This is a genomic window from Mycoplasma sp. 3686h (genome assembly GCF_056781225.1).
In genome coordinates this window covers 300,818-321,689 of record NZ_CM165562.1, presented here as the reverse complement: position 1 = coordinate 321,689, position 20,872 = coordinate 300,818, and the positions used below count along the sequence as shown (strand labels likewise).

The 20,872-nt window shown below is 29.3% G+C and carries 14 protein-coding genes; 7 read left to right on the top strand and 7 right to left on the bottom strand.

Translation table 4 applies throughout. The features are described 5' to 3' along the window. Window positions 1–4: 4 nt before the first annotated feature. Window positions 5–295, top strand: coding sequence for a hypothetical protein (locus AC1RP9_RS01605; protein ID WP_481822639.1), 291 nt, complete (start codon window positions 5–7; stop codon window positions 293–295). 104 nt (window positions 296–399) lie between these two features. Further along, window positions 400–3,096, top strand: a complete 2,697-nt coding sequence (locus tag AC1RP9_RS01600; RefSeq protein ID WP_481822638.1) for a PTS sugar transporter subunit IIABC — start codon at window positions 400–402, stop codon at window positions 3,094–3,096. Between the two features lie 46 nt (window positions 3,097–3,142). Here AC1RP9_RS01600 and AC1RP9_RS01595 read toward each other — a convergent pair whose 3' ends face one another. The 6 genes from AC1RP9_RS01595 to AC1RP9_RS01570 all read right to left on the bottom strand — a co-directional run bounded on the left by AC1RP9_RS01595 (window position 3,143) and on the right by AC1RP9_RS01570 (window position 10,676). After that, on the bottom strand, window positions 3,143–3,994 hold the full coding sequence (locus AC1RP9_RS01595) for a hypothetical protein (RefSeq protein ID WP_481822637.1): 852 nt from the start codon (window positions 3,992–3,994) through the stop codon (window positions 3,143–3,145). 39 nt (window positions 3,995–4,033) lie between these two features. Further along, the gene (locus AC1RP9_RS01590) at window positions 4,034–5,551 is read right to left on the bottom strand and encodes a phospholipase D-like domain-containing protein (protein WP_481822636.1); all 1,518 of its coding nucleotides are present in this window, start codon (window positions 5,549–5,551) and stop codon (window positions 4,034–4,036) included. 86 nt (window positions 5,552–5,637) lie between these two features. Beyond that, window positions 5,638–7,638, bottom strand: coding sequence for a type 2 periplasmic-binding domain-containing protein (locus tag AC1RP9_RS01585; protein ID WP_481822635.1), 2,001 nt, complete (start codon window positions 7,636–7,638; stop codon window positions 5,638–5,640). A gap of 3 nt (window positions 7,639–7,641) precedes the next feature. Beyond that, on the bottom strand, window positions 7,642–8,430 hold the full coding sequence (locus AC1RP9_RS01580) for an ABC transporter permease (RefSeq protein ID WP_481822634.1): 789 nt from the start codon (window positions 8,428–8,430) through the stop codon (window positions 7,642–7,644). Beyond that, window positions 8,423–9,232, bottom strand: a complete 810-nt coding sequence (locus tag AC1RP9_RS01575) for an ABC transporter permease (protein WP_481822633.1) — start codon at window positions 9,230–9,232, stop codon at window positions 8,423–8,425. The genes AC1RP9_RS01580 and AC1RP9_RS01575 overlap by 8 nt, the downstream gene beginning before the upstream one ends. Before the next feature lie 28 nt (window positions 9,233–9,260). Next, on the bottom strand, window positions 9,261–10,676 hold the full coding sequence (locus AC1RP9_RS01570; protein WP_481822632.1) for an ABC transporter ATP-binding protein: 1,416 nt from the start codon (window positions 10,674–10,676) through the stop codon (window positions 9,261–9,263). A 342-nt stretch (window positions 10,677–11,018) separates the two neighbouring features. On the opposite strand from AC1RP9_RS01570, the gene AC1RP9_RS01565 reads away from it, so the two are divergent. Together AC1RP9_RS01565 and AC1RP9_RS01560 are read left to right on the top strand one after the other, a co-directional pair. Next, window positions 11,019–12,815, top strand: coding sequence for an ABC transporter ATP-binding protein (locus AC1RP9_RS01565; RefSeq protein ID WP_481822631.1), 1,797 nt, complete (start codon window positions 11,019–11,021; stop codon window positions 12,813–12,815). 16 nt (window positions 12,816–12,831) lie between these two features. Then, window positions 12,832–14,688 carry an ABC transporter ATP-binding protein gene (locus AC1RP9_RS01560; RefSeq protein ID WP_481822630.1) on the top strand — a complete coding sequence of 619 codons (1,857 nt, stop codon included), beginning with the start codon at window positions 12,832–12,834 and terminating at the stop codon, window positions 14,686–14,688. 28 nt (window positions 14,689–14,716) lie between these two features. Here AC1RP9_RS01560 and AC1RP9_RS01555 read toward each other — a convergent pair whose 3' ends face one another. Beyond that, complete coding sequence (locus tag AC1RP9_RS01555) at window positions 14,717–16,408, bottom strand: hypothetical protein (RefSeq protein WP_481822629.1); 1,692 nt, start codon at window positions 16,406–16,408, stop codon at window positions 14,717–14,719. 107 nt (window positions 16,409–16,515) lie between these two features. Between AC1RP9_RS01555 and AC1RP9_RS01550 the strand changes: the two genes are divergently transcribed. Genes AC1RP9_RS01550 through pfkA form a run of 3 tightly spaced genes read left to right on the top strand, consistent with a single transcriptional unit; the run spans window position 16,516 to window position 20,814 of the window. Next, the gene (locus tag AC1RP9_RS01550; protein ID WP_481822628.1) at window positions 16,516–19,002 is read left to right on the top strand and encodes a valine--tRNA ligase; all 2,487 of its coding nucleotides are present in this window, start codon (window positions 16,516–16,518) and stop codon (window positions 19,000–19,002) included. After that, complete coding sequence (locus AC1RP9_RS01545; RefSeq protein WP_481822627.1) at window positions 18,990–19,817, top strand: bifunctional 5,10-methylenetetrahydrofolate dehydrogenase/5,10-methenyltetrahydrofolate cyclohydrolase; 828 nt, start codon at window positions 18,990–18,992, stop codon at window positions 19,815–19,817. The genes AC1RP9_RS01550 and AC1RP9_RS01545 overlap by 13 nt, the downstream gene beginning before the upstream one ends. Window positions 19,818–19,836: 19 nt before the next feature. Beyond that, window positions 19,837–20,814, top strand: coding sequence for a 6-phosphofructokinase (gene pfkA / locus AC1RP9_RS01540; RefSeq protein ID WP_481822626.1), 978 nt, complete (start codon window positions 19,837–19,839; stop codon window positions 20,812–20,814). Window positions 20,815–20,872 lie beyond the last annotated feature (58 nt).

The following is a 20,872-nucleotide window of genomic DNA, read 5'->3' as shown; positions in this document are numbered from 1 at the left end:
AACTATGGATCTAGTTATTTACATTGTCTTTAGTGTTTTATTTTTTCTTTTAGGGATTTTATTTATTTTTTATTACAAAATTTCATCGCTTAAAGCACTGAGAGCTTTTAAAGAAAAACAATTAAAACAATTTAGAGAAAACCATCCTGAAAAAAAACATTTTCGCTACGAAAACACTGGTTTATACATTCCTTCTTGAAACCGTTTAAAATATAACTCACCGATTTTCTTTTCTATTTGTTCATTTGTTATTAGCATCTCACTATTTATAAAAATTCTTACAAATTACTCATAAAAATGGAAATTGTTCCATTTTTTTCGTAAAAAAGAGTGCAAATATACCTATTTTAATCATTATTAATTATAATTAGAATTGAAATTAAAATAGAAAGGAAAAAAATGACTAATTCACTTAGTAATTTCTTTGATAAGTTTAAATCAATCTTTTCAAAGAAAAAAGAGAACAAGAATTTAGACAATAGTGGAAATAGTAATTTAAGAAAAACACTTGGTAAAATTTCTGGTGCTTTCATGTTACCTATTTCCATTATGGCTATTTCTGGTCTTTGGCTCGGTGTTGGGGCTGCTATAGCAAGTAATGCTGGTGAATACGAAGGTTTGAAAAAATTTGGATTATTTATTCAAAGTTTAGGTGATCCAATTTTTTCATTATTACCATTATTATTCGCTGCTGCTTTTGTTATAGCGTTTACTGACGAGGCCGGAGTTGGTGTCTTTGCAACGATTATTGGTTTTGGTGTATTCATAGCAATTCAATCTGTATTCATTACTCCAGTTAACACACCAGTTACTCAATCATTCGAAAACGGAAACTATAATGTTTATACGTTTTCAATACCAATATCTACTAACGGAACTGTTGACAACAAAAGTTTTGATGTGTTTATTAAAGATAATACAGTTTATGAAATACAAAAAAACGGAAACATAGTTCCTCTTGCGATTGATGGTACACCTGTTACTTCAATTCTTACAAACGAAGGAAAAAATTTGAACTTCTTCTACAAAGAAGTGTTAATAGAAGCAAAACAAAAAACAAACGAAGGATTTAATGTTCTATTCGGAGGAGCAGGAAGGGATCCGCAAGCTATTAAAAGTGCTGTGGGAACAACAATTGGTTTAAGATCATTACAAACTTCTGTTTTTGGTGGTTTAGCTGTTGGACTTTTAGTTCAATACCTTTACAATAAATTCCACACTGTTCAATTCCATCAAATTTTCTCGTTCTTTGCGGGTAAAAGATTCGTTGCTATTATTAGCGTTCCTGCCTGTGCTTTACTTGCTTTTGTCTTCTTAATCTTTTGACCATGAGTCGGTTTTGGGTTAAGTGTATTCGGAAACTCACTTGGAAAAGTACCTTATGGTTTTGAGTCGTTAATTTTTGGTGTTATAGAAAGAAGTTTGGTTCCTTTTGGACTTCACCACGCTTTCTATTCACCACTCTGATACTCAAATGCTGGAGGTGATTTAAACGCTGGTCTTAACAACTGACTTAAAGTACTTGAAGGACAAAAACAAGGAATTATTGCTGAAATTGCAAATGCCAATAAGGGTTCTGCGTATGAAAACTTAAACACACTAATTAGAGCTGTTTCAGCAGAACCAAACAAATACGTTGGTGATTCAACAATGTCTATTAATATTATTAAATTCAATTTTAATACAGTTGTTTATCCAATTTATAACGAACAAACAAAAGTATTTGATCATAGTGCTGCAACTCCTCTATTTGACTTTATGTCTAAAGAACTCGGAATTAAAGCAGGAAGATTTTTAGATGGTAAATTCTCGTTTATGATCTTAGGACTTCCGGCCGCAGCTGCTGCAATGATTTTTGCGGCCCCTAAAGAAAATAGAAAAGTAGCTATTAGTGCCGTAGTACCTAGTGCGGTTACAACTCTTTTAACAGGAGTGACCGAACCAATCGAATTTACATTCTTATTCTTATCACCATTCTTGTTCTGAGGATTTCATGCATTCTTCTGTGGACTTTCATTTATGTTAGCAAATCTACTTAGCGTGCACATTCCTCAAGCATTCTCAGGTGGATTCTTAGACTTAATCATCTATGGAATGGTTCCGGTTCAAAAAGGAACTCACTTCTACTGAATATTTGTTGTTGGTTTAGCTTATATCCCAATTTACTTTGGATTCTTCTACTGATGAATCAAACGTAAAGACCTTAAAACTCCTGGTCGAGGAGAAACAGTAAGATTATTTACTAAAGCTGATTACCAAAGAAGTAAAGATGCTCAAAAAGGAATGTCTGAAATTGATCCACAAGTTTTAGGAATAGTTGAAGCATTTGGTGGACTTGATAATATTACAGCCTTTAATAACTGTGCTTCAAGATTAAGATATGACGTTAAAGATTCATCAATTGTTGACGAAGCAAAACTTAAACAATATGGAGCTGTAGCTATTAAACGTGAAGGACAAAAACAAGTTCAGGCTATTTTTGGACCTGTTGCTGAGCAATTAAATATTAAGATTAGAAATTCACGTGATGCAATTTCAAAACTAAAAATGGAAGAACTAAAAATGATGAGTAAAAAAGCTATGCAAATACATATGGAAACTCATCCTCATGAAAACCTTCCATTACTTGAAACTCCAGTAACTGTATCTTCGGTTACTAATGGAAAAGTAATGAATATAACTCAACTTAAAGACGGTGTCTTTTCAGAAAAATTAATGGGTGATGGATTTATTATTCAATTCTCAGATGAGCAAATTGGAAAAGTATATGCACCAGTTGATGGTACAATGAACGTTGTCTTTGATACAAAACACGCTTATGGTATTGAAACTGAACAAGGCGTTAAAATCTTAATCCATATTGGAATTGACACTGTTAACTTAAAAGGACAAGGATTTGAAAGCTTTGTTAAAGTTGGAGATGTTGTTAAAAAAGGTGATTTACTCGCTCAAGTTGATTTAAAACTTTTACAAGAACAAAACTTAAATAGCTCAGTAATTGTTGTTATATTAGACGAAAGCAAACACAAAACAATTGAATTTAAAGAATTAGATAAAGAAGTATCTCTACAAGATTCAATCTTAGAAGTTAGATAATTCGGTTAGATAAACAAAAAAATGAACTCAAAACGAGTTCATTTTTCTATTGAATTTCTTCTTTCGTTGCACCTTGAGCAAAAAAACCTGTATATTCTAAATAAAGTGCACCACCAATTTGAGAAGAATTAAATCTTGAATCATCAGGAGGAAATTTTTCTGCTGCATTTATCAAATCTGTTTTAATTTTTTCGAAATTATTTTTAAAGAAATTAATGGAATCATGTGAACCGTTTCGTGTAGGCATAGGTTCACTTGAATAAGCTAGATCAAATTTATCATCACCAATTAAATCATAAATAGAATATGTTTTGTTATTTTTTATTAAAAAGTTTTTTATTGTTTTTCTATTATCTTCAGTATCTTGTCGTGTGTAATTAACTGTTATTTTTAATTTAGGATCATAGTTTTTTGATTTAATAAATTCAAAAATTTTAATTAAACCATTAACAAAATCACTTTCTCCTTTTTCTTTATTCGACCTTTCCCTAGTGTCGAATGAAATATCAAAAGCATGATTATTGATATCTGTTCCAGGATTATTTGAGCTCCCAAAAGAACCAGTAGGTGGTTGGGGTGCTGGATTCTTGCTTTCAGGAGGATTCGAGGGTATTGAACCATCAGAACCAGGATTTTTCGGTTGGTTTTCATCTTTTGGATTTGAGGGAGTTTTTATCGGAATAGTAGGTTTTACTCCTGGGTTTTGTGGGTTTTGATCCGGTGGATTCTGGGGTGTCATATTGTTTGTTCCTCCACCTCCATTCATTGGATGACCTGGATCAGGTTGGGGTTTTGATGGATTTTGCACGGGGGTTTCTTGATTTGAACAAGATACTGATACAAAACCAGTAGTTAGTGAACTTAAGAGCAATAAACTTGATATTAATTTCTTTTTCATTTAAAACCTCTTTAAATTATCATAATAATTTAAATTATATTAAATTAGAGGTTTTAATCAATCAAATATAAATTTTTCAAATTTATTATTCTTAGAATTAAATTCTGGTAATTCGTGTAGCTCTAACGATCTTAAATCATAAGAGTTAAAAATTTGATTAATTTTACTTACAGCTTGTCCACAGAAAATATCCATGTTTTCATATTGTGAATACAAGCTTCGATTGTCCATATTTGTTGAACCGCTTCAAGCTATTTGTTCATCAACTAGACCCATTTTCGAATGCATAAAAACTTGATTATAAATTTTTATTATCAAACCATATTTTTTTAAGCTCGATAATTCTGCAAGAGAAATTTTGTGCACTCATTTATTATCTGGTAGACCAGGGAAATAAATAGTTACTTTTACTCCACTTTTTAAAGCTAAAATAATTGCTGTTTTTAAGGATTCAGAAATAGCAAAATATGGAGTTGCAATTTTAATGCTTTTTTTAGCGTTACTAATAAGCTTAATTCAATAATACTCAGCCACTGAATAATCTAAATTTGGTGAATCGCTTACCTGAATAACGTCGTTTTTATAAACAGAAATATCCTTTGTTTCTCTGTATAAACTTTCTTGTAAGTCTGGAATATCTTTTCCTGAAATAATTTTTCAAAACTTAGCAAAATGTAAATTATATTTATTAATAATTGGGCCACTAAGTTTGTAATTAATATCAACTCAATGAGCATATTTTTTTGATAAAGAAGCATATTCATCTGAAATGTTGTTTCCTCCAGTAAATACGCACTCAGAATCAATAATAAAGAGTTTTTCATGATTTCTTGAAAAGCTATTTGAATTAATTAGTGGGTAGTAAATTTTTCCTAAAATTTGAAATTCTAGACCTTTACTTTTAAGTCGTTTAATTCTGCGTTTTGGGAACACAGTTACTCCAAAATCATCTAAAATTCATTTAACTTTTACTTTCTGCTTGAGTTTTTGTTTAATGATTTTTTCTAATTGATCAAAGATTTCTGAACTTTTAATAATGTACGAAACAATATAAATGCTTTTTTTAGCATTTCTTAATGCTTGGAATAATTCTTCATAAAAATAATATCCTTCATCAAAAAATTCAATATCTCCAGGTAATGAAAAATTATTATCTAACTTTTCTAAATGAAATAATTCATTTGGATAGCGATGTAATGATTGTAAATCATTATTTTGTTGATAGTAACTAATTTGAAACTTAGGTTCTTTAGCAATTTTTTGTTCATTTTTATTTTTAAAAATTAATCCAAAGACTAAAAAAAGTAAATGACCCACAACAGGGAAAATTCAAATAAAATAGATTCAACTTAATTTAGCTCCAGTTGGTCTTCTTTGGGTATAAATAATAAACACTATTAAAGTGTTAAGTACATAAATAACTCCCACTAATAAATAAAAATATAAATAATTAACGTGTGAAATTAAGAAAATAACTGCACTAATAAAACCAGCAAATAGTGCAAAAAAGAAGATAAAAAACAAAATCCGAGAAAAGTTGAATCTAAGTTTTTTCATGTTAAAATTTTACAATATTTTATATTGTAAAAACATGTATTTCTTTTGCTGATTCAAAAATAAAAAATTAAGCATTTTTTATATGCTTAATTTTTGGTCTTTTTAAAGTAATAATCAGCAACTAAACTTCGTAATTGATTATCAATTGGTTTAATTGCAACACGATCAATTCCATCATTTACTTGGATATCATAAATCTTAATTGCGTTTTGGTCGATTTTATCAATATAATTAGCAAAATAATTTCGACGAATAAATTCATAATCCATATTTAAGGTTGGATCATAATTAATAAAATCATAGTTTTGAAGATTTTTTCATTTTTCTGATATTTGATTCGATAATTGATCTGAAGAAATATCTACAAGTGCGATTTTTCAAGCAACAATATCAATTAAAAATTCTTTTATTTGTTCAGCAGATTTTTTTGTTTTGTCGCTAAAACCTTCTGATTCAATTCAAGTTTTAAATTCATTAATTAAAATACTTAAAACAAAGTCAAATCCTGAAGAATTACTTAATTGTGATTTAAGTATTTTTAGGAATTCTTCATGATTTGTCGCATTATCACTTTGATAAAAGTTAGCAATTTTTGTTGATAAAGACTCAAATTGAGCATTAAATTGAGTCTTTAAATATTCACCAACAAAGAATGGATAAGGGTTAATTGCAAAATCTGAATCTTTGCTGGAGTTTGTATTATAAAATTGATTAAATTTATCAAGATTTTGTGAACTTGATAAATCAATATCTTTGTAAATATTTTGAATAAAGGTTTGCAGATTTTTTAACATATATTCTTCTGAATCTTTAAAGTATTGTTCAAAATATGTTTGTTGAAGATCTTTTCAGTAATTAGCAATGATTTTTTCTTGAACAATTTTAATGGTGTGTGAGTTAATTGTATCTAAAAAATGTGGGTTTTCTTTTTCTAATTCACGAATTATTTTTGCAATTTTTGGTAATTCTTGATAAATATTCCCTCTAAGATTTTTAATTACCTCTTGTGCTGATTGAGTGCTTATTTTAGAAGAAATGACTAACCCATCAACTAAGAGCAAATTTCCTTTTGGTCGCACAATTCGAATATTTCCATCTTCAACACCATCAATATTATCAGAACCATAGTATGAATCAATAGCATCACCATTGTACATAATTGCAACATTAGTTTTTAGTTTTGGATGAATTAAATTATTAACAATTGCTAATCCATCGCCTAAAAAGTTAATGTGTTCAGTATTATTAACTGAAAAACCAGTATTATCTTTTATTAACTCTACAAAAGAATCAATTAACTTAGCATAAGTTAATTCAGTTACTGCGCCTGAGTGTTTATTGATTCTTTCATCACCATTTTTATCCGGTGAGGTTCAATAAGTCGAACCATAGACCATGTTATCCCTGTTTGCATCGGTTATATTTCAATATTGAAAATTATTTTGACTAAGGATTTTTAATATTGTTGACATGTCAAAAAGTTTATCTTTGTATTGTTGTTGATATTTCGAAAAGTCAATTGCACCATCTTGAGTAACATTCTCAGGTTTAACTGGATTTTTAACAATATTATATGCAATAACAGAATCTTGCATAAAATAAGGAAAAAAGTATTCTCATAAGTGAATTTGTTCATCTTGAGTTTTAGTGTTTTGAATATCTTTATTTAAATATTCATCATAGCTATTTAAATGCTTTCAAACTATTGGATGAATCAGTAATTGCAAATATTTTTTAGTTCTTTGTTTGTTATTTTTTAAACTTGCGTCATCAAAGAGAACTGAATAATCAATAGTTGATAATCTCTTATTATTAATTAATTCAGCTGCTTGAAAATCACTTCCAATTCCAGCAATTGCTTTATTATCGATTAATGAACGAGTAAATTCTTGAAGCGAATCGAATTCTTTATATTCAAATTTTTTTCCAATATTTTTAATATTATCACTTGACATATATGATTTGTAATTATAAAAACTTGGTTTAAAGCTATTGTTATGTTTAAAGTATAAAATTGAGCCTAAAACAGCGGTTAGTGCAAAAGGAATGCTTGAAAATAATATTTTTTTTAATAATTTTATTCTCATCAATTATTTTCCTTTTTTAACCTTAAATGCTGTGTAAAAAATATTTCCAGCAATAACAAAGAATAAAATAATTGTTCCAAGCACTAATCCTCAAGGTTTAAATTCACCTTCATATATTTTAGTCCCAAGAGTTGAAACATTTGAAACTACGTGAGTGATAATATAATCATCAAAACTTAATACTACCGAAACTACAACAATTAAAACAATTGAAGGTATCATGTACATAAAGTAAGTTTTTAACCAAGCAAAAAATTTATTGTAACCTAAATCTTGTGCAGCTTCATATAAGTTATTATTGAACTTTTCGCTCCGTGGAATAGCAAGAGATAGTCCGTAAGGTAAAGTCATAACAGTATGTCCAACAATTACTCTAACTAACCCTTCTCTTTCAACTCCAATAATTCCAAAAAACAACCCAAAGACTAGCACTAACCCTAGAGCGGTCACATTATCAGGATTAACCAGCGGAATTTTTGAGGTTGAATTAACAAAAGATTTGATTAATTTATTTTTTTGTCGATACAAAGCATAAGAACTAACAATTGATAAAACAACAACTAAAAAAGAAACGATAATAGCAATTAATAAAGTATTAACAAAAGCTACATCTCTTCGTTCATCAAAAAGGGTTTTTCAACCTTCGTAAGTAAATCCAACTCAAACTGAATTATATTGACCTTTAATTGTTTTATTAAAACTAAAAATAGCTCCACATACCAATGGTACATAGACACAAAAAAGAATTAAATATACATAAAAACGTTTAACAAACGCAACCAATCTACTCATATTTAGCTCCTTTTTTGAAAAAGAAAATCATTCTTGGGACAATTAACACAAAAGCATAAATAGAAATAAAAATGCTACTAACTACAATAACTAAGGCTGAGCCTGACGAAAGATTAAAAGCATTCCCTGGGTTAATTTTTTCATTAATCACATCTCCGATTAATTGAAGTTGCGATGAGTTTGGAAGTAATTTTTTTGACACAATAAAAGTGGTTGCACTGGCAAGAAAAATAATTGCAAATCCACTTAAAATTGCTTTAGTTCCGTAAGGAATAATTACCCTAAAAAAGGTTTGTAAAGTATTATTTCCTAAATCACTACTTGCTTCAACAATGTTTTTAGGCATATCTCTAAACACAGTATATAAAGGCATAATCATTAAAGGAAGATTTAAATAAACCAATCCTAAAATGATAAATCAAAGCGAGTTAAGTGAATTAATATTACCAGCAAAAATAAGCTGAAATAAACTTCTAAGAGCATAAATACGAGCAATTGTGAAAATAATTAGGGGTGATACAATTAAACTAATTGCATAGGTTCTAAAGAGTATTGATTTACTTGTAGCTACAAAATATGCATATGGAAGTGCGATAATTAAACAAATGATTGATGCAAAAATTCCAATTAATAAACTTCTTCAAATAATATTTCAAGTATGTGGACTTGCTATAAGATTTCAATTATTAAATCCATCACCATTATTAGCAAAAGCCTTAGATAAAATTAAAATCATTGGTAATAAAATCAAAAATAAAGCTACTAAAAAATACGGAATTAACAAGAGAGTTTTTTTATTCAAGTTACTAAGATTCAGTTTATTGATTAAGTTAAAAAACATTTTTTTGGTAATCTCACTTACTGTCTTTTTTCATTAAATGAATTGAATCAATGGTTCAACTTAAATAAACGGTTTGTCCTTGTTCGAATTTATCAGCTGTTTCAACATAAATTTGAGTTTTATCTTGAGTTTGAACAGTGATGTAATAGTAACTTCCGCGATAAGTAATGTGCGAAATTTTTCCAATGATTTTATCTTGTGGATTTTTAGTTTCAGTTGTAATATTAATATCCTCTGGACGAATAAGTGCATCAAGGATTTGATTAGATTGAAAATCTTTTTGACGATGAATAGTTTTAAATACTTTACCTAGAAGTTTTACTTTATCTTCTTCCACAAATTTAGCGTCAAAAATGTTTGAATCTCCAATAAATTTAGCTACTCAAATATTAACTGGATAATCATAAATCATCTTTGGAGTATCGTATTGCTCGATTTTACCATCACGCATGACAGCAACACGATCTGAAAGCTCAAGTGCTTCATCTTGATCATGAGTTACAAAAACAAAGGTAATCCCAAGGTCTTTCTGAATACTTCTTAAAAGCACTTGCATTTTTTGTCTAATTTTAGCATCTAGAGCTGAAAGTGGTTCGTCTAAAAGCAAAATTTCAGGTTCAAGTACAAGTGAACGAGCAAGAGCAACACGTTGCTTCATCCCTCCGGATAATTGAGAAATTGCTTTTTCTTCGTTTCCTTTAAGTCCAACAACTTCAAGAATTTTACTAATTTTATCTTCAAGTTCTTGCCGAGTCATTTTACGTTTAAAATATTTGTTTTCAAAATTTAAACGCTTTTGTTGCACATAACTTTCTCAATATGAATAAGTAAAATCTGAATCATCAAGTCAGTCTTGAATCTTTTTCCATTTTTTAGTTCCTGGAATTAAAGTTTCAAGCTTTTGTTCGTACTCTAATTGTAATTGATCAAGTTTTTGCATTTTTTCTTGAGCAATTTTAGTTCACTTTTGAGTTTTTTGTTTTAAAAGTTCAATATATTTTTCATTAATAGTTTCTTTAGGAACTTTTTTAAGTTTAAGTCCAAAAGCAACATTTCCTCATACGTTTAAATGTGGAAATAATGCATAATCTTGAAAAATAGTTGATAAGTTTCGTTTGTGCGGAGGAAGATCTTTAATATCAAGTCCATTGAATTTGACTTCTCCACGTGTAGCTCATTCAAATCCCCCAAGAAGTCGTAAAATTGTGGTTTTCCCACTTCCACTCGGACCAAGCAAGGTAACAAATTCACCTTTTCTAATTTTTAAATTTACTTCTTGTAAAACGGTTTTTTCATCATATTCTTTAACAACATCAATTAATTCAACAATATTGTCACTTTTAGCACGATTTCTGGTTTTAAAATCGCCATTAGATTGTGGCGAATGTGCTTTATTTGTTTCCATTTATTATTATGTTTCCTTTCTATTCTTTTAATTAACTAACTAAAACAATAGGGGAGGCAGTATCAAAAATGTCATCACTATATTCAACAGTGATGAATCTTAAGTTAGGGTATTGCAAACAACAAAAATTTATTAACACAAATTTTGTTAATAATTTGATAATAAATTTGATTGAGTTTTTCATAGTATCAATTTTATTAAAAAGATGAATAATTAATTTAAAAAATATTAATTTTTAAATTTGATTTTTGTGCTCATTTATCGTGTAAAATAAACTCTCATATATTGATAATTTAACTATATTTTGATATAATAAAACATAAGCTAGATAGGAGAAAAAGTATGCTTAAAATGTTCAAGCTATTGCCGTTAAAAATTAAGATGTTATTTTTTTATGGTGTTTGTTGCATTTTAATTAATATTATTGGAACTATGATTATTCCGATTTTTCTTGCGCAATTTCTTGCTATTCTAACTCAAAGCGGAAAAAGTGGAGAATTCACTGTCAAGCTATTTAACACAACGATAATGCACAACTCAAGTCAAAGTGTTCTCTTAACTCAATTAACCGCTATAACATTAACTATTATCATTTTGACGGTATTAGCTAATATTGTGGCGGTTTTAATTACAACTTGAGCCGGTGAACAAGCTTCAATGTTTTATCGCAATGCATTATTTAAAAAGTACCAAAAATTAAGCTTAAAAGATATTTCTAACTTAACTAAAGAAAGTTTAATTAATCGGATTTCAAATGATATTGCTCAATATTGAGACTTTTTAATTAGTGCTACCAGTGCATTAATTAAGGCCCCTTTATTTATTATTATTGGTTTAATCTTTGCTCTTTTAACCGATTTAGAAATGTCTTCAGTAATTATTATTGCTATTCCAATTAATGCTGCTATATTAATTTTTATTTTTATTAAAAGTGGTAAATTAATTTCAAAAAACAGAATTAATTTAGATAATATTACTAAAGATGTTAGTGAAACAATCAATGGTGCTCGGGTAATTAAAGTATACAATTTACAAAGCAAACAAAGAGCTAAATTTGATTTATCAAATAATCGTTGATACAAGGTTGAAAGCAAAGTTTGAAAATATATTTCAATCGGAACTCCTGCTTTTTTTGTAATTATCAATGCCTTAATAGCACTAATTTACTTAATTGGTGGATATAGACTTTTGGAATTAAATAATAAACCAGATGAAATTCCTAACTTAATTGCTAAAATTAATATTTTTGTTGAATATGAAGTCTTGATTTCGCTTGGAATTATCGTTTTTGCACAATTCTTTGGAACAATGGTTAAAGCTAAAGTTTCAGCAAAACGTTATTTTGAAATCCATGATCATCATCACATTAATTTATTTGTCCAAAGGGGACATAAAATTAATCCAAATAATTTAACCATTGCATTTGAAAATGTTAATTTTAAATATTTTGATACCTCTAAAGAATACGCAATTGAAAATATTAATTTCACAATTCCATGACAAGGTTCTTTAGGAATTATCGGACCAACTGGTTCAGGTAAAAGTACTATTGCTAATTTAATTGTCAACAATATGCATCTCAAAGAGGGTAAAGTAACTTTATCTAATTTTCCAATTAATCAAATTAACACAAAAGATCTCCATCAAAATGTGGGAATTGTGTACCAAGAAGCATTACTTTACACTGGTACTGTTCGTGATAATTTATTATTTGCCAAACCAAATGCGAGCATGAAGGAAATTGATACTGCACTAAAAGCTTCGTGTGCTGCTGAATTTGTTTATGGATTTGAAAAAGGACTTGATCACGAAATTGTTCAAGGTGGCAAAAACCTTTCAGGTGGACAAAAGCAACGCCTTTCGATTGCTCGTACTTTGTTATTAAATCCTAAAGTGCTTATTTTAGATGATTCAACTTCAGCTTTAGATAACATTACTACTAAAAATCTCATTGAAAATATTAAAAAATATTATCAATGCACTACTATCATTATTTCGCAAAAAATTAATTCGATTAAACATGCTGATGAAATTATTGTCCTTGAAAAAGGTAAAATTATTGGACAAGGAACTCATAATCAATTACTTGAATCATGTAATTGATACAATCAAGTATTTTTAAACCAAACCATGCATTAAAAGGAGTTATAGATAAATGTCAAGTAAGAAAAAAATCAGTGACATTGATAAGTACTATGATACTTCCTTTTCAATGTTAAAAACACTAAAGACGATTTTTCACTATCTTAAAGCCGAAAAAAAACGTTTGATATTAGGAAATATTTTTGCTTTTTTCAATGCTGTTTTTTATGTTGCAGGGAGTGCCTTAATTGGGATTATTGTCCAAAAGTTTTTTGAACCTTATGCTAAAGGTCAACTGCAATTACAAGATTTTAATTGAACTTCCTTTTCACTTTATTTAAGTGCATTGGCTGGAGCTTTTATTGTCTACGGTGTTCTTAGGTATATTGAAAGCTATTTATATATTCGAGTGTGTTATGGACTTGGAACTAGACTCCGTGCACAAATTATGCACAAACTTTCCAAAACACCAATTAAATATTATGACCAGCAACAAGTTGGAAATCTTATTTCTATTATCATTAATGATATTAATAGTGTTAATGACACTTTGTTTCAAATTACCACGCAATTATTTACTAACTTTTGAAACATTCTCTTAAGCATTATTGCTATGCTCTTTGTTTCTTCAGTGCTCACAATTATTGTGGTTCCTGTGTCATTATTTCTCTTTTTTGTCTCATTTATTGTGGTAGGAAAATCACAAAAATACTTTGTAGCTAATCAAAATGCATTCGGAAAAATGAATGGATACGTTGAAGAAATGCTAACTAACACTAAAGTAACTAATTCATTTGATCGTCAAGAACAAGTGTATAAAGGTCTTAAACAAATTACTAAAGAAATTCGTAATATTGCTTTTAAAGGTGATACATCAGCTCGCTTTTTTGAGGTGTGATTTCAATTGGTTTCAAACTTGTTAGTTTTAGTTATTTCAGCAATAGCTGCTGTATTTTTTGTGAAAGGAATTAGTGTATATGGAATTGCCGGATTTGGATCTAATTCGGATGGAACTGCATCTGCGGCCTTGATTGTTACTTTTGTCTCGTTAAATTGAAACTTTATTACTCCATTTAACGGAATCTTAAACATTGTCTTCTCGCTTCAAGTTGGAACAGCTTCTTCAAATCGGGTATTCAAATTAAGTGAACTTAATTTTAAACCACGTGAACCCGAAAATATTGAAATTGATAATATTAAAGGTGAAGTGGAGTTTAAAAATGTTTATTTTAAATATTTAGATGATTCATCAACCTATCAACTTAAGAATGCTTCTTTTAAAGTTAAACCTGGTCAAGTTGTGGCTTTTGTTGGACCAACTGGAGCTGGAAAAACCACTATTATCAACTTATTAAGCAAGTTTTACGATTACAATGAAGGATCAATTTTAATCGATGGAAATGAATTGCGTAACATTAAAACTAGCATGTTACGTGAACATATGACTGTTGTGCTTCAGGATTCGTTCCTATTTAATGAAACTATTTATGACAATTTAACGCTCGGAAACCATAATGTCTCAAGGGAGCAAGTCATTCAAGCGGCTAAACTCACTAATATTCATCACTTTATTATGACTCTTCCTAATGATTATGATACTGTAGTCGAAAATAATGGTCAAAATATCTCACAAGGTGAACGTCAACTTATTTCACTCACTCGTGCTATTTTAAGTAATAAAAACCTGCTCATTTTAGATGAAGCTACCTCAAGTATTGACTCGCGGACTGAAATTATTGTTCAAAATTCAATTCGTCATTTAACTCAAAATAAAACCTCTTTTATTATCGCTCATCGTTTATCAACAATTAAAAACGCTGATGTCATTATGGTAGTTAATAATGGTGAAATTGTTGAAAGTGGCAATCATCAACAATTATTGGATAAAAAAGGATTTTATTTTGAGTTATACCACTCTCAATACAAATAACAAAAACCCCTTCAAGGGGTTTTTGTTATTAATTAATAATTTGAATATTAGTTGAAATTTGTTGGTCTGGCTTTGTTGGTCTAATAAAGGCTTTTGCATATTGTTCTTTGGTGAGTGAAATATAAAAATCATATGATATATCTTCTGGGGACACTCTATTTTTAGTAATAAAGTAACCTCAAATAGGTTTAACTGCATCTAAACCAAAATAAAATTCCGGTTCTTTAAAAACTTTAAAATCTTTATCAACAAGTTGAAAACGCAAATCCAATTGTCCATCTTTAGATACTTGTGGAACAAATTGAAATTGAGCAAGCGTTTTAATTACAATATCTTTTAAGATTTCAGGATTTTTTTGTTTAAATTGGTCTATAAGTTTTTTATTTAACTCATCATACAACCAGCTATTGGCCTTTCCGAGACGTTCTAAATATGCAGAGTTTAAATTAATTCTAATTAAATAATCACCATTATATTGATTTAAAACATCACTAAGTTTATGAGTATAATTTGCATCATCTTCATCATCAAAATCAAAAACTGGATATTTTCCGTTTTCTTTTTTGTAGATTCAACCAGAATGTTCGCTTTTAAACGATACTCCATTTACTTCGTTAGGGAGTGTAAATTTAAATGGAGTATCTGGTTTAATGTCATCTAAATAAGTATGATTACCAAGGAAATTTTCTTCTTTAGATTGCAATTGTATGAATTTTCTTAATTCATCAGCATTATTACCAAAAATACGTTGAATATTTTCTTCTATAGTCTCTGAATTAGGATTTTTATTGGTTGATGTTTGTAAGGTTTTAGGTTTTTCATATTCGTTTTCTGGGCTAAAAAACTCAGCTCGAGTAAAACGTGGTAAGGCAAATGAACTTTTTACTGTTTGAGCTCGGGCTATATTTCCTTTAACAGCTAATTCTGAAAATGTTTTTAAATATTCTTCTCTCTTATCAGATGCTTGATTTAATGGTTTATTGAAATTTTCATCATCATTAAGTGGTTTAATTTCTTTACTATCATCTATACGATTTTCTAAAAAATAGGTTTTAGCAGCTCTGTAATCTTTAACGATTTGGTCTAAAATGTTTTTTGAATCTAACAGTTTATCCTTTTTTTCTTTAGTTAGTGAATTTTTTTGAATTGCTTCATCAATAATAGGAAAAGTAAGGGTTTTTAATCAATCCAATTGGTTTTTTTGTAGCAAAAAGAGAGTATTAATATAATTTTTTGAAATTATTTCAAAGTTTTTCGAATAATTAGTTTTTTCAAATTTTCCACTGGATGATATTTTCTTAGCTATTTCTTGAACTTTATCATAATTATCCAAAAACTCAACAACAGAAGAAACAAGTGATCGATTTAATCCAAAGAAATTATCTTTATTTATTAGACTTAAAATAATCTCAGCACTCTTATATAAGTTTTCAGCTTCATTGACAAAATTTGTATCAGCAATATTAAATGCCTGTTTTTCCTGAGTATTAGTTTTATTTGTAAAACTAAACGATAAAGGTATAAATGATTCAAGACTTTCTTTTAAATTAGTTAAAGCATCTTTAAAAGGGGTATTTTCTGTAACTGGAGGAATAAGGTCATACGCTTTTGCTTCCCTTTTTAATATTTCAGGTGTTTTTGAATTAGAACATGAAGAAACTATCAAAGGAACAAACGATAAGTTAAGTGCTCCGATTTTAAGTAATGATTTGGTTTTCATAAGCTCCTTTAAGCTAAAAATACGCTTTTTAAGGTATAATTATAACATTAATTAATATTATATGTTTTTTTAGAAAAAGCAGTGCTTTTTTCTTTTTTGGGGTGAGTATGAATAAAATATATGATCATAAAAAAGTTGAAGCCGGAATTGAACAAAAATGGGTTAAAAATAAATTTTTTATGACCCATGATTCAAGCAAAAAACCTTTTTCAATCCTCCTTCCTCCACCTAATGTTACTGGTAAATTACATCTTGGACACGCATTAGATGTGTATATTCAAGACACAATCATTCGTTATAAAAAACTTAAAGGGTTTGATGTGATGTGGCTTCCTGGAATGGATCATGCCGGAATTGCAACTCAAAGTAAAGTTGAAGATGTTCTCTATCAAACTAGCGGACTTACTCGACATGACTTAGGAAGGGAAAAGTTTATTGACAAAATTTGAGAATGAAAAGATGAATATGCTCAAGTTTTTCGTCAACAATGGTCTAAAGTTGGACTAGCTTTGGATTATTCGAAAGAACGCTTTACTTTAGATAAAGGTGCAAATCAAGCAGTTAATAAAGTTTTTATCGATTTATACAATAAAGGTTTTATTTATCGCGGTGTACGTGCAATTAATTGAGATATTAAGCTTCAAACTGCTCTTTCAAATATTGAAGTTAATAATCAACCCACTCCTCAAAAAATGTATTATATTAATTATCAGCTTGAAAATTCGAACAATTATTTAACTATTGCTACAGTTCGAACTGAAACATTACTAAGTGATGTGGCACTTGTTTTTAATCCTAAAGATAAACGATATTCACAATTTTTAGGACAAAACGTTATTCATCCACTGACAAATAAATTAATTCCTGTGCTAGCAAGCGATTATATTGATCCAAATTTTGGAACTGGAGTAATGAAACTTTCAGCTCACGCTGAAGCTGATATTGATATTATTCAAAAACTCAATTTGCAAATTGTTGAAACTATTGATAAAAATGGATTTATCAACGCTCCAGGTACTCTTTTTGATAAAATGGAGCGTTTCCAAGCTCGTGAAGCAATTGCAGAATACCTCCAAGATAATAATAAAATTTTAAAAATTGAAGATACTGTTTCAAATGTAGGATTAAGCGAACGTTCAAAAACACCAGTAGAAATTTTGGTTCTCCCACAATGATTTGTTAAAATGGATCATTTTGCAAAACTTATTTTAGATGAACTTGACACCAAACAAGCTGTTAAGTTTTATCCAAAACGCTTTAAAGCAACTCTAAAAAAATGAATTCAAAACGTCCATGATTGAAACATATCTCGTCAACTTTGATGAGGACATCAAATTCCTGCATGATATGACCAAAATGGGAATATTAAAGTTCAAGAAAAATCCCCTGGTAAAGGTTGAATACAAGACCCTGATGTTTTAGACACTTGATTTTCTTCAGGAATTGCTCCATTTAGCTTTTTAAATTGACCAAATCAAAATTCAGATTTAGCTCGATTCTATCCATTTTCGCTATTAGTCACTGGATATGATTTAATTTTCTTTTGAGTCGCTAGAATGTATTTATTCGGTAAAGAATTTATGCACAAAAAACCTTTTGAACACTTATTATTTCACGGATTAATCCGAGATCAATACGGACAAAAAATGTCTAAATCCCTGAATAATGGGGTCGATCCAATGGATATGATTCAAGAATATGGTTCAGATGCTTTAAGATGGTTTTTAATTACAAACACTTCACCTGGAATGGATATTAAGTTTTCAACCGAAAAAGTCCAAAGTGCTTGAAGGGTTAATAATAAATTATGAAATATTGCTAACTTTATTAATTCGTTAAATAATACAAATAAGGTTAAAAGTGATCCAGATTATTGAATTAATCATAAATTAGCTTTATTAAATAAAGAGATTAATAAAGCTATGAAAAATTATGATTTTGCTATTGTCGGAAGCAAAATTCAACATTATTTATTCAATGATTTAAGTGGGTGATATATAGAAATGATTAAAAATAATCCTTCCAAAAAACATGCACTGGAAGTGTTAAGAAAAACATTAATTATCTTACATCCATTTATGCCATTTATCACTGATCGAATTTATAGTGAACTTTTTGGTGCTGAATTACTGGATAATCAAATTCCAATAATTCGGAGTAGCAAACAAACTCAATACATTGATAACATTATTGAAATTGTCACTGAGATAAGAAAATACCGTGAATTAAATCAAATTTCTAAAAAAGAAATGATTAATTATCACACACAAAAACCTTTAGATCAAAACATGATCGAGATTATTAACTCAATGGCATATGCAAATAATGTTGAAAACACAGATTTTCTAATTTCATTAAGTGATAATAATTTATTTATTCAAATGCAAGCGAGTTTAAAAGAAAAGAATAAGCAACTATTGCTAGAAAAAATCAAATTTGTTCAAAGTGAAATTAAGCGAGCAAGCAATATTTTAAGCAATGTAAATTTTGTTAAGAAAGCCCCAAAAGACAAAGTGCAAGCTGAAAAAGATAAATTGCAAAAATATCAAGAACAATTAGCTAAATATCAGGAGGAATTAAAATGCAAATACTAAGTGGAAGAGAATTAGCCAAGAGAGAGTTAGATAAACTTAAAAAAGAACTAGCTGAATTAAGCTATCACCGTAAGCCACGTTTGGCCATTATTCAAGTCGGTGATAATCCTGCTTCAGATAAGTATGTTCAACAAAAGCTCTTAAAATGTGAATACATTGGAGTTGAAGGCCAATTATTTAAGTTTCCTGAAAAAATATCTCAAAATCGTTTATTACAAAAAATGGATGATATAAACGATTGGGCTGATGGGGTTATTGTCCAACTTCCACTTCCTCCTCATATTCCAGTACAAGTTATTTTAGATGCTGTTCCATATGATAAAGATGTTGATGGATTAAGCACTAAAAACGAATTTGCTTTATATAATGAAGCTGGTAAACATTTTGTTCCAGCAACAGCTCGTGCTGTTTTAGAACTCATGCACGAATATAATATTCAGGTTGAAAATAAAAAAGTTTGTGTAGTTGGTCGTAGTCACTTAGTGGGTAAACCACTTGCTCACATTATCAAACGTCGTGGTGCTAGTGTGGCAACTTTTGACGAAAACACAGGAATTAAGGGTATAGAAAACGCTGATATTTTAATTGTTGCTATTGGTGTGGCTCGCTATATTAAAAGTAACAACGTCAAAGAAGGGGTGATTGTAATTGATGTTGGAACCAACTTAGATGCAAAAATTCCTGATGAAATTTATGGTGATGTTGATTACGAATCAGTCAAAAATAAAGCTTCAGCAATGACTCCAGTTCCTGGTGGAGTTGGACCAATGACTGTAGTTTGTTTATTAAAAAACTTAATTGATAGTATTAAATAATAAAATAAGGAAAAATCAAATGAGAAAAATTGCTATTTTAACTTCGGGAGGTGATGCTCCTGGGATGAATTCTGCTGTAGTAGCAATAGCTAAAAGTGCTAAAGCAAATAATTTAGACCCTTATGTTGTCATTGAAGGATATAAAGGTCTATATCACAATCAAATCCACAAAGCTGATACTTTAAAACTTTCACAATACACTTCAAGAGGTGGGACAGCTATTTATTCAGCACGATTCCCTGAATTTAAGGATCCAAAAGTGCGAGAAGTGGCTATTGAAAATTTGAAAAAACACCAAATTGACTCATTAGTGGTTATTGGAGGTGATGGTAGTTATATGGGTGCACAAACACTCCATGAAGCTGGGGTAAAAACCATTGCATTGCCAGGAACTATTGATAATGACATTGCTTCATCAGATATTACTATTGGGTATGATACAGCTTTAAACACAATTGTTAGTGCAATTGATAAAATTCGTGATACTGCTACTTCACATAAAAGAATTATGATTGTTGAAGTAATGGGAAATCATTGTGGTGATTTAGCTCTTTATTCAGGTCTAGCTACTGGAGCTGAAATTATCGCAACAAGTGAGTATCGTCCTAGTGTACAAGAAATTGTTGCTAAAGCCAAAGAATTAGTTGAACAACCAGGTCGCAGAAGTGTTTTAATTGTTGTTTCTGAGAAATATTATGATTTAAAACAATTAGAAAGCGAATTGGAAAAAGCTACTGGTTGAGCAACTCGAATTAACCCACTGAACCATATTCAACGTGGTGGAGCTCCAAGTGCGCAAGAACGGATTACAGCCTCATTAATGGGAATTAAAGCGGTTGAATATTTAATTCAAGGTAAAAGTGGACTAGCAATCGGTATTTTAAATAACGATATTGTTGCAACCCCAATTTTACAAGCTTTAAGTATGAAAAACCCTTCTAAAAGCAAAGCAATTCCTAATGCACTTAAATTTAATAAAATTAATCAAGTGAATTAAAATAGCATCTATATTGATATGCACCCCAAAAGTTAGACAGCAAATGCTAACTTAAAAG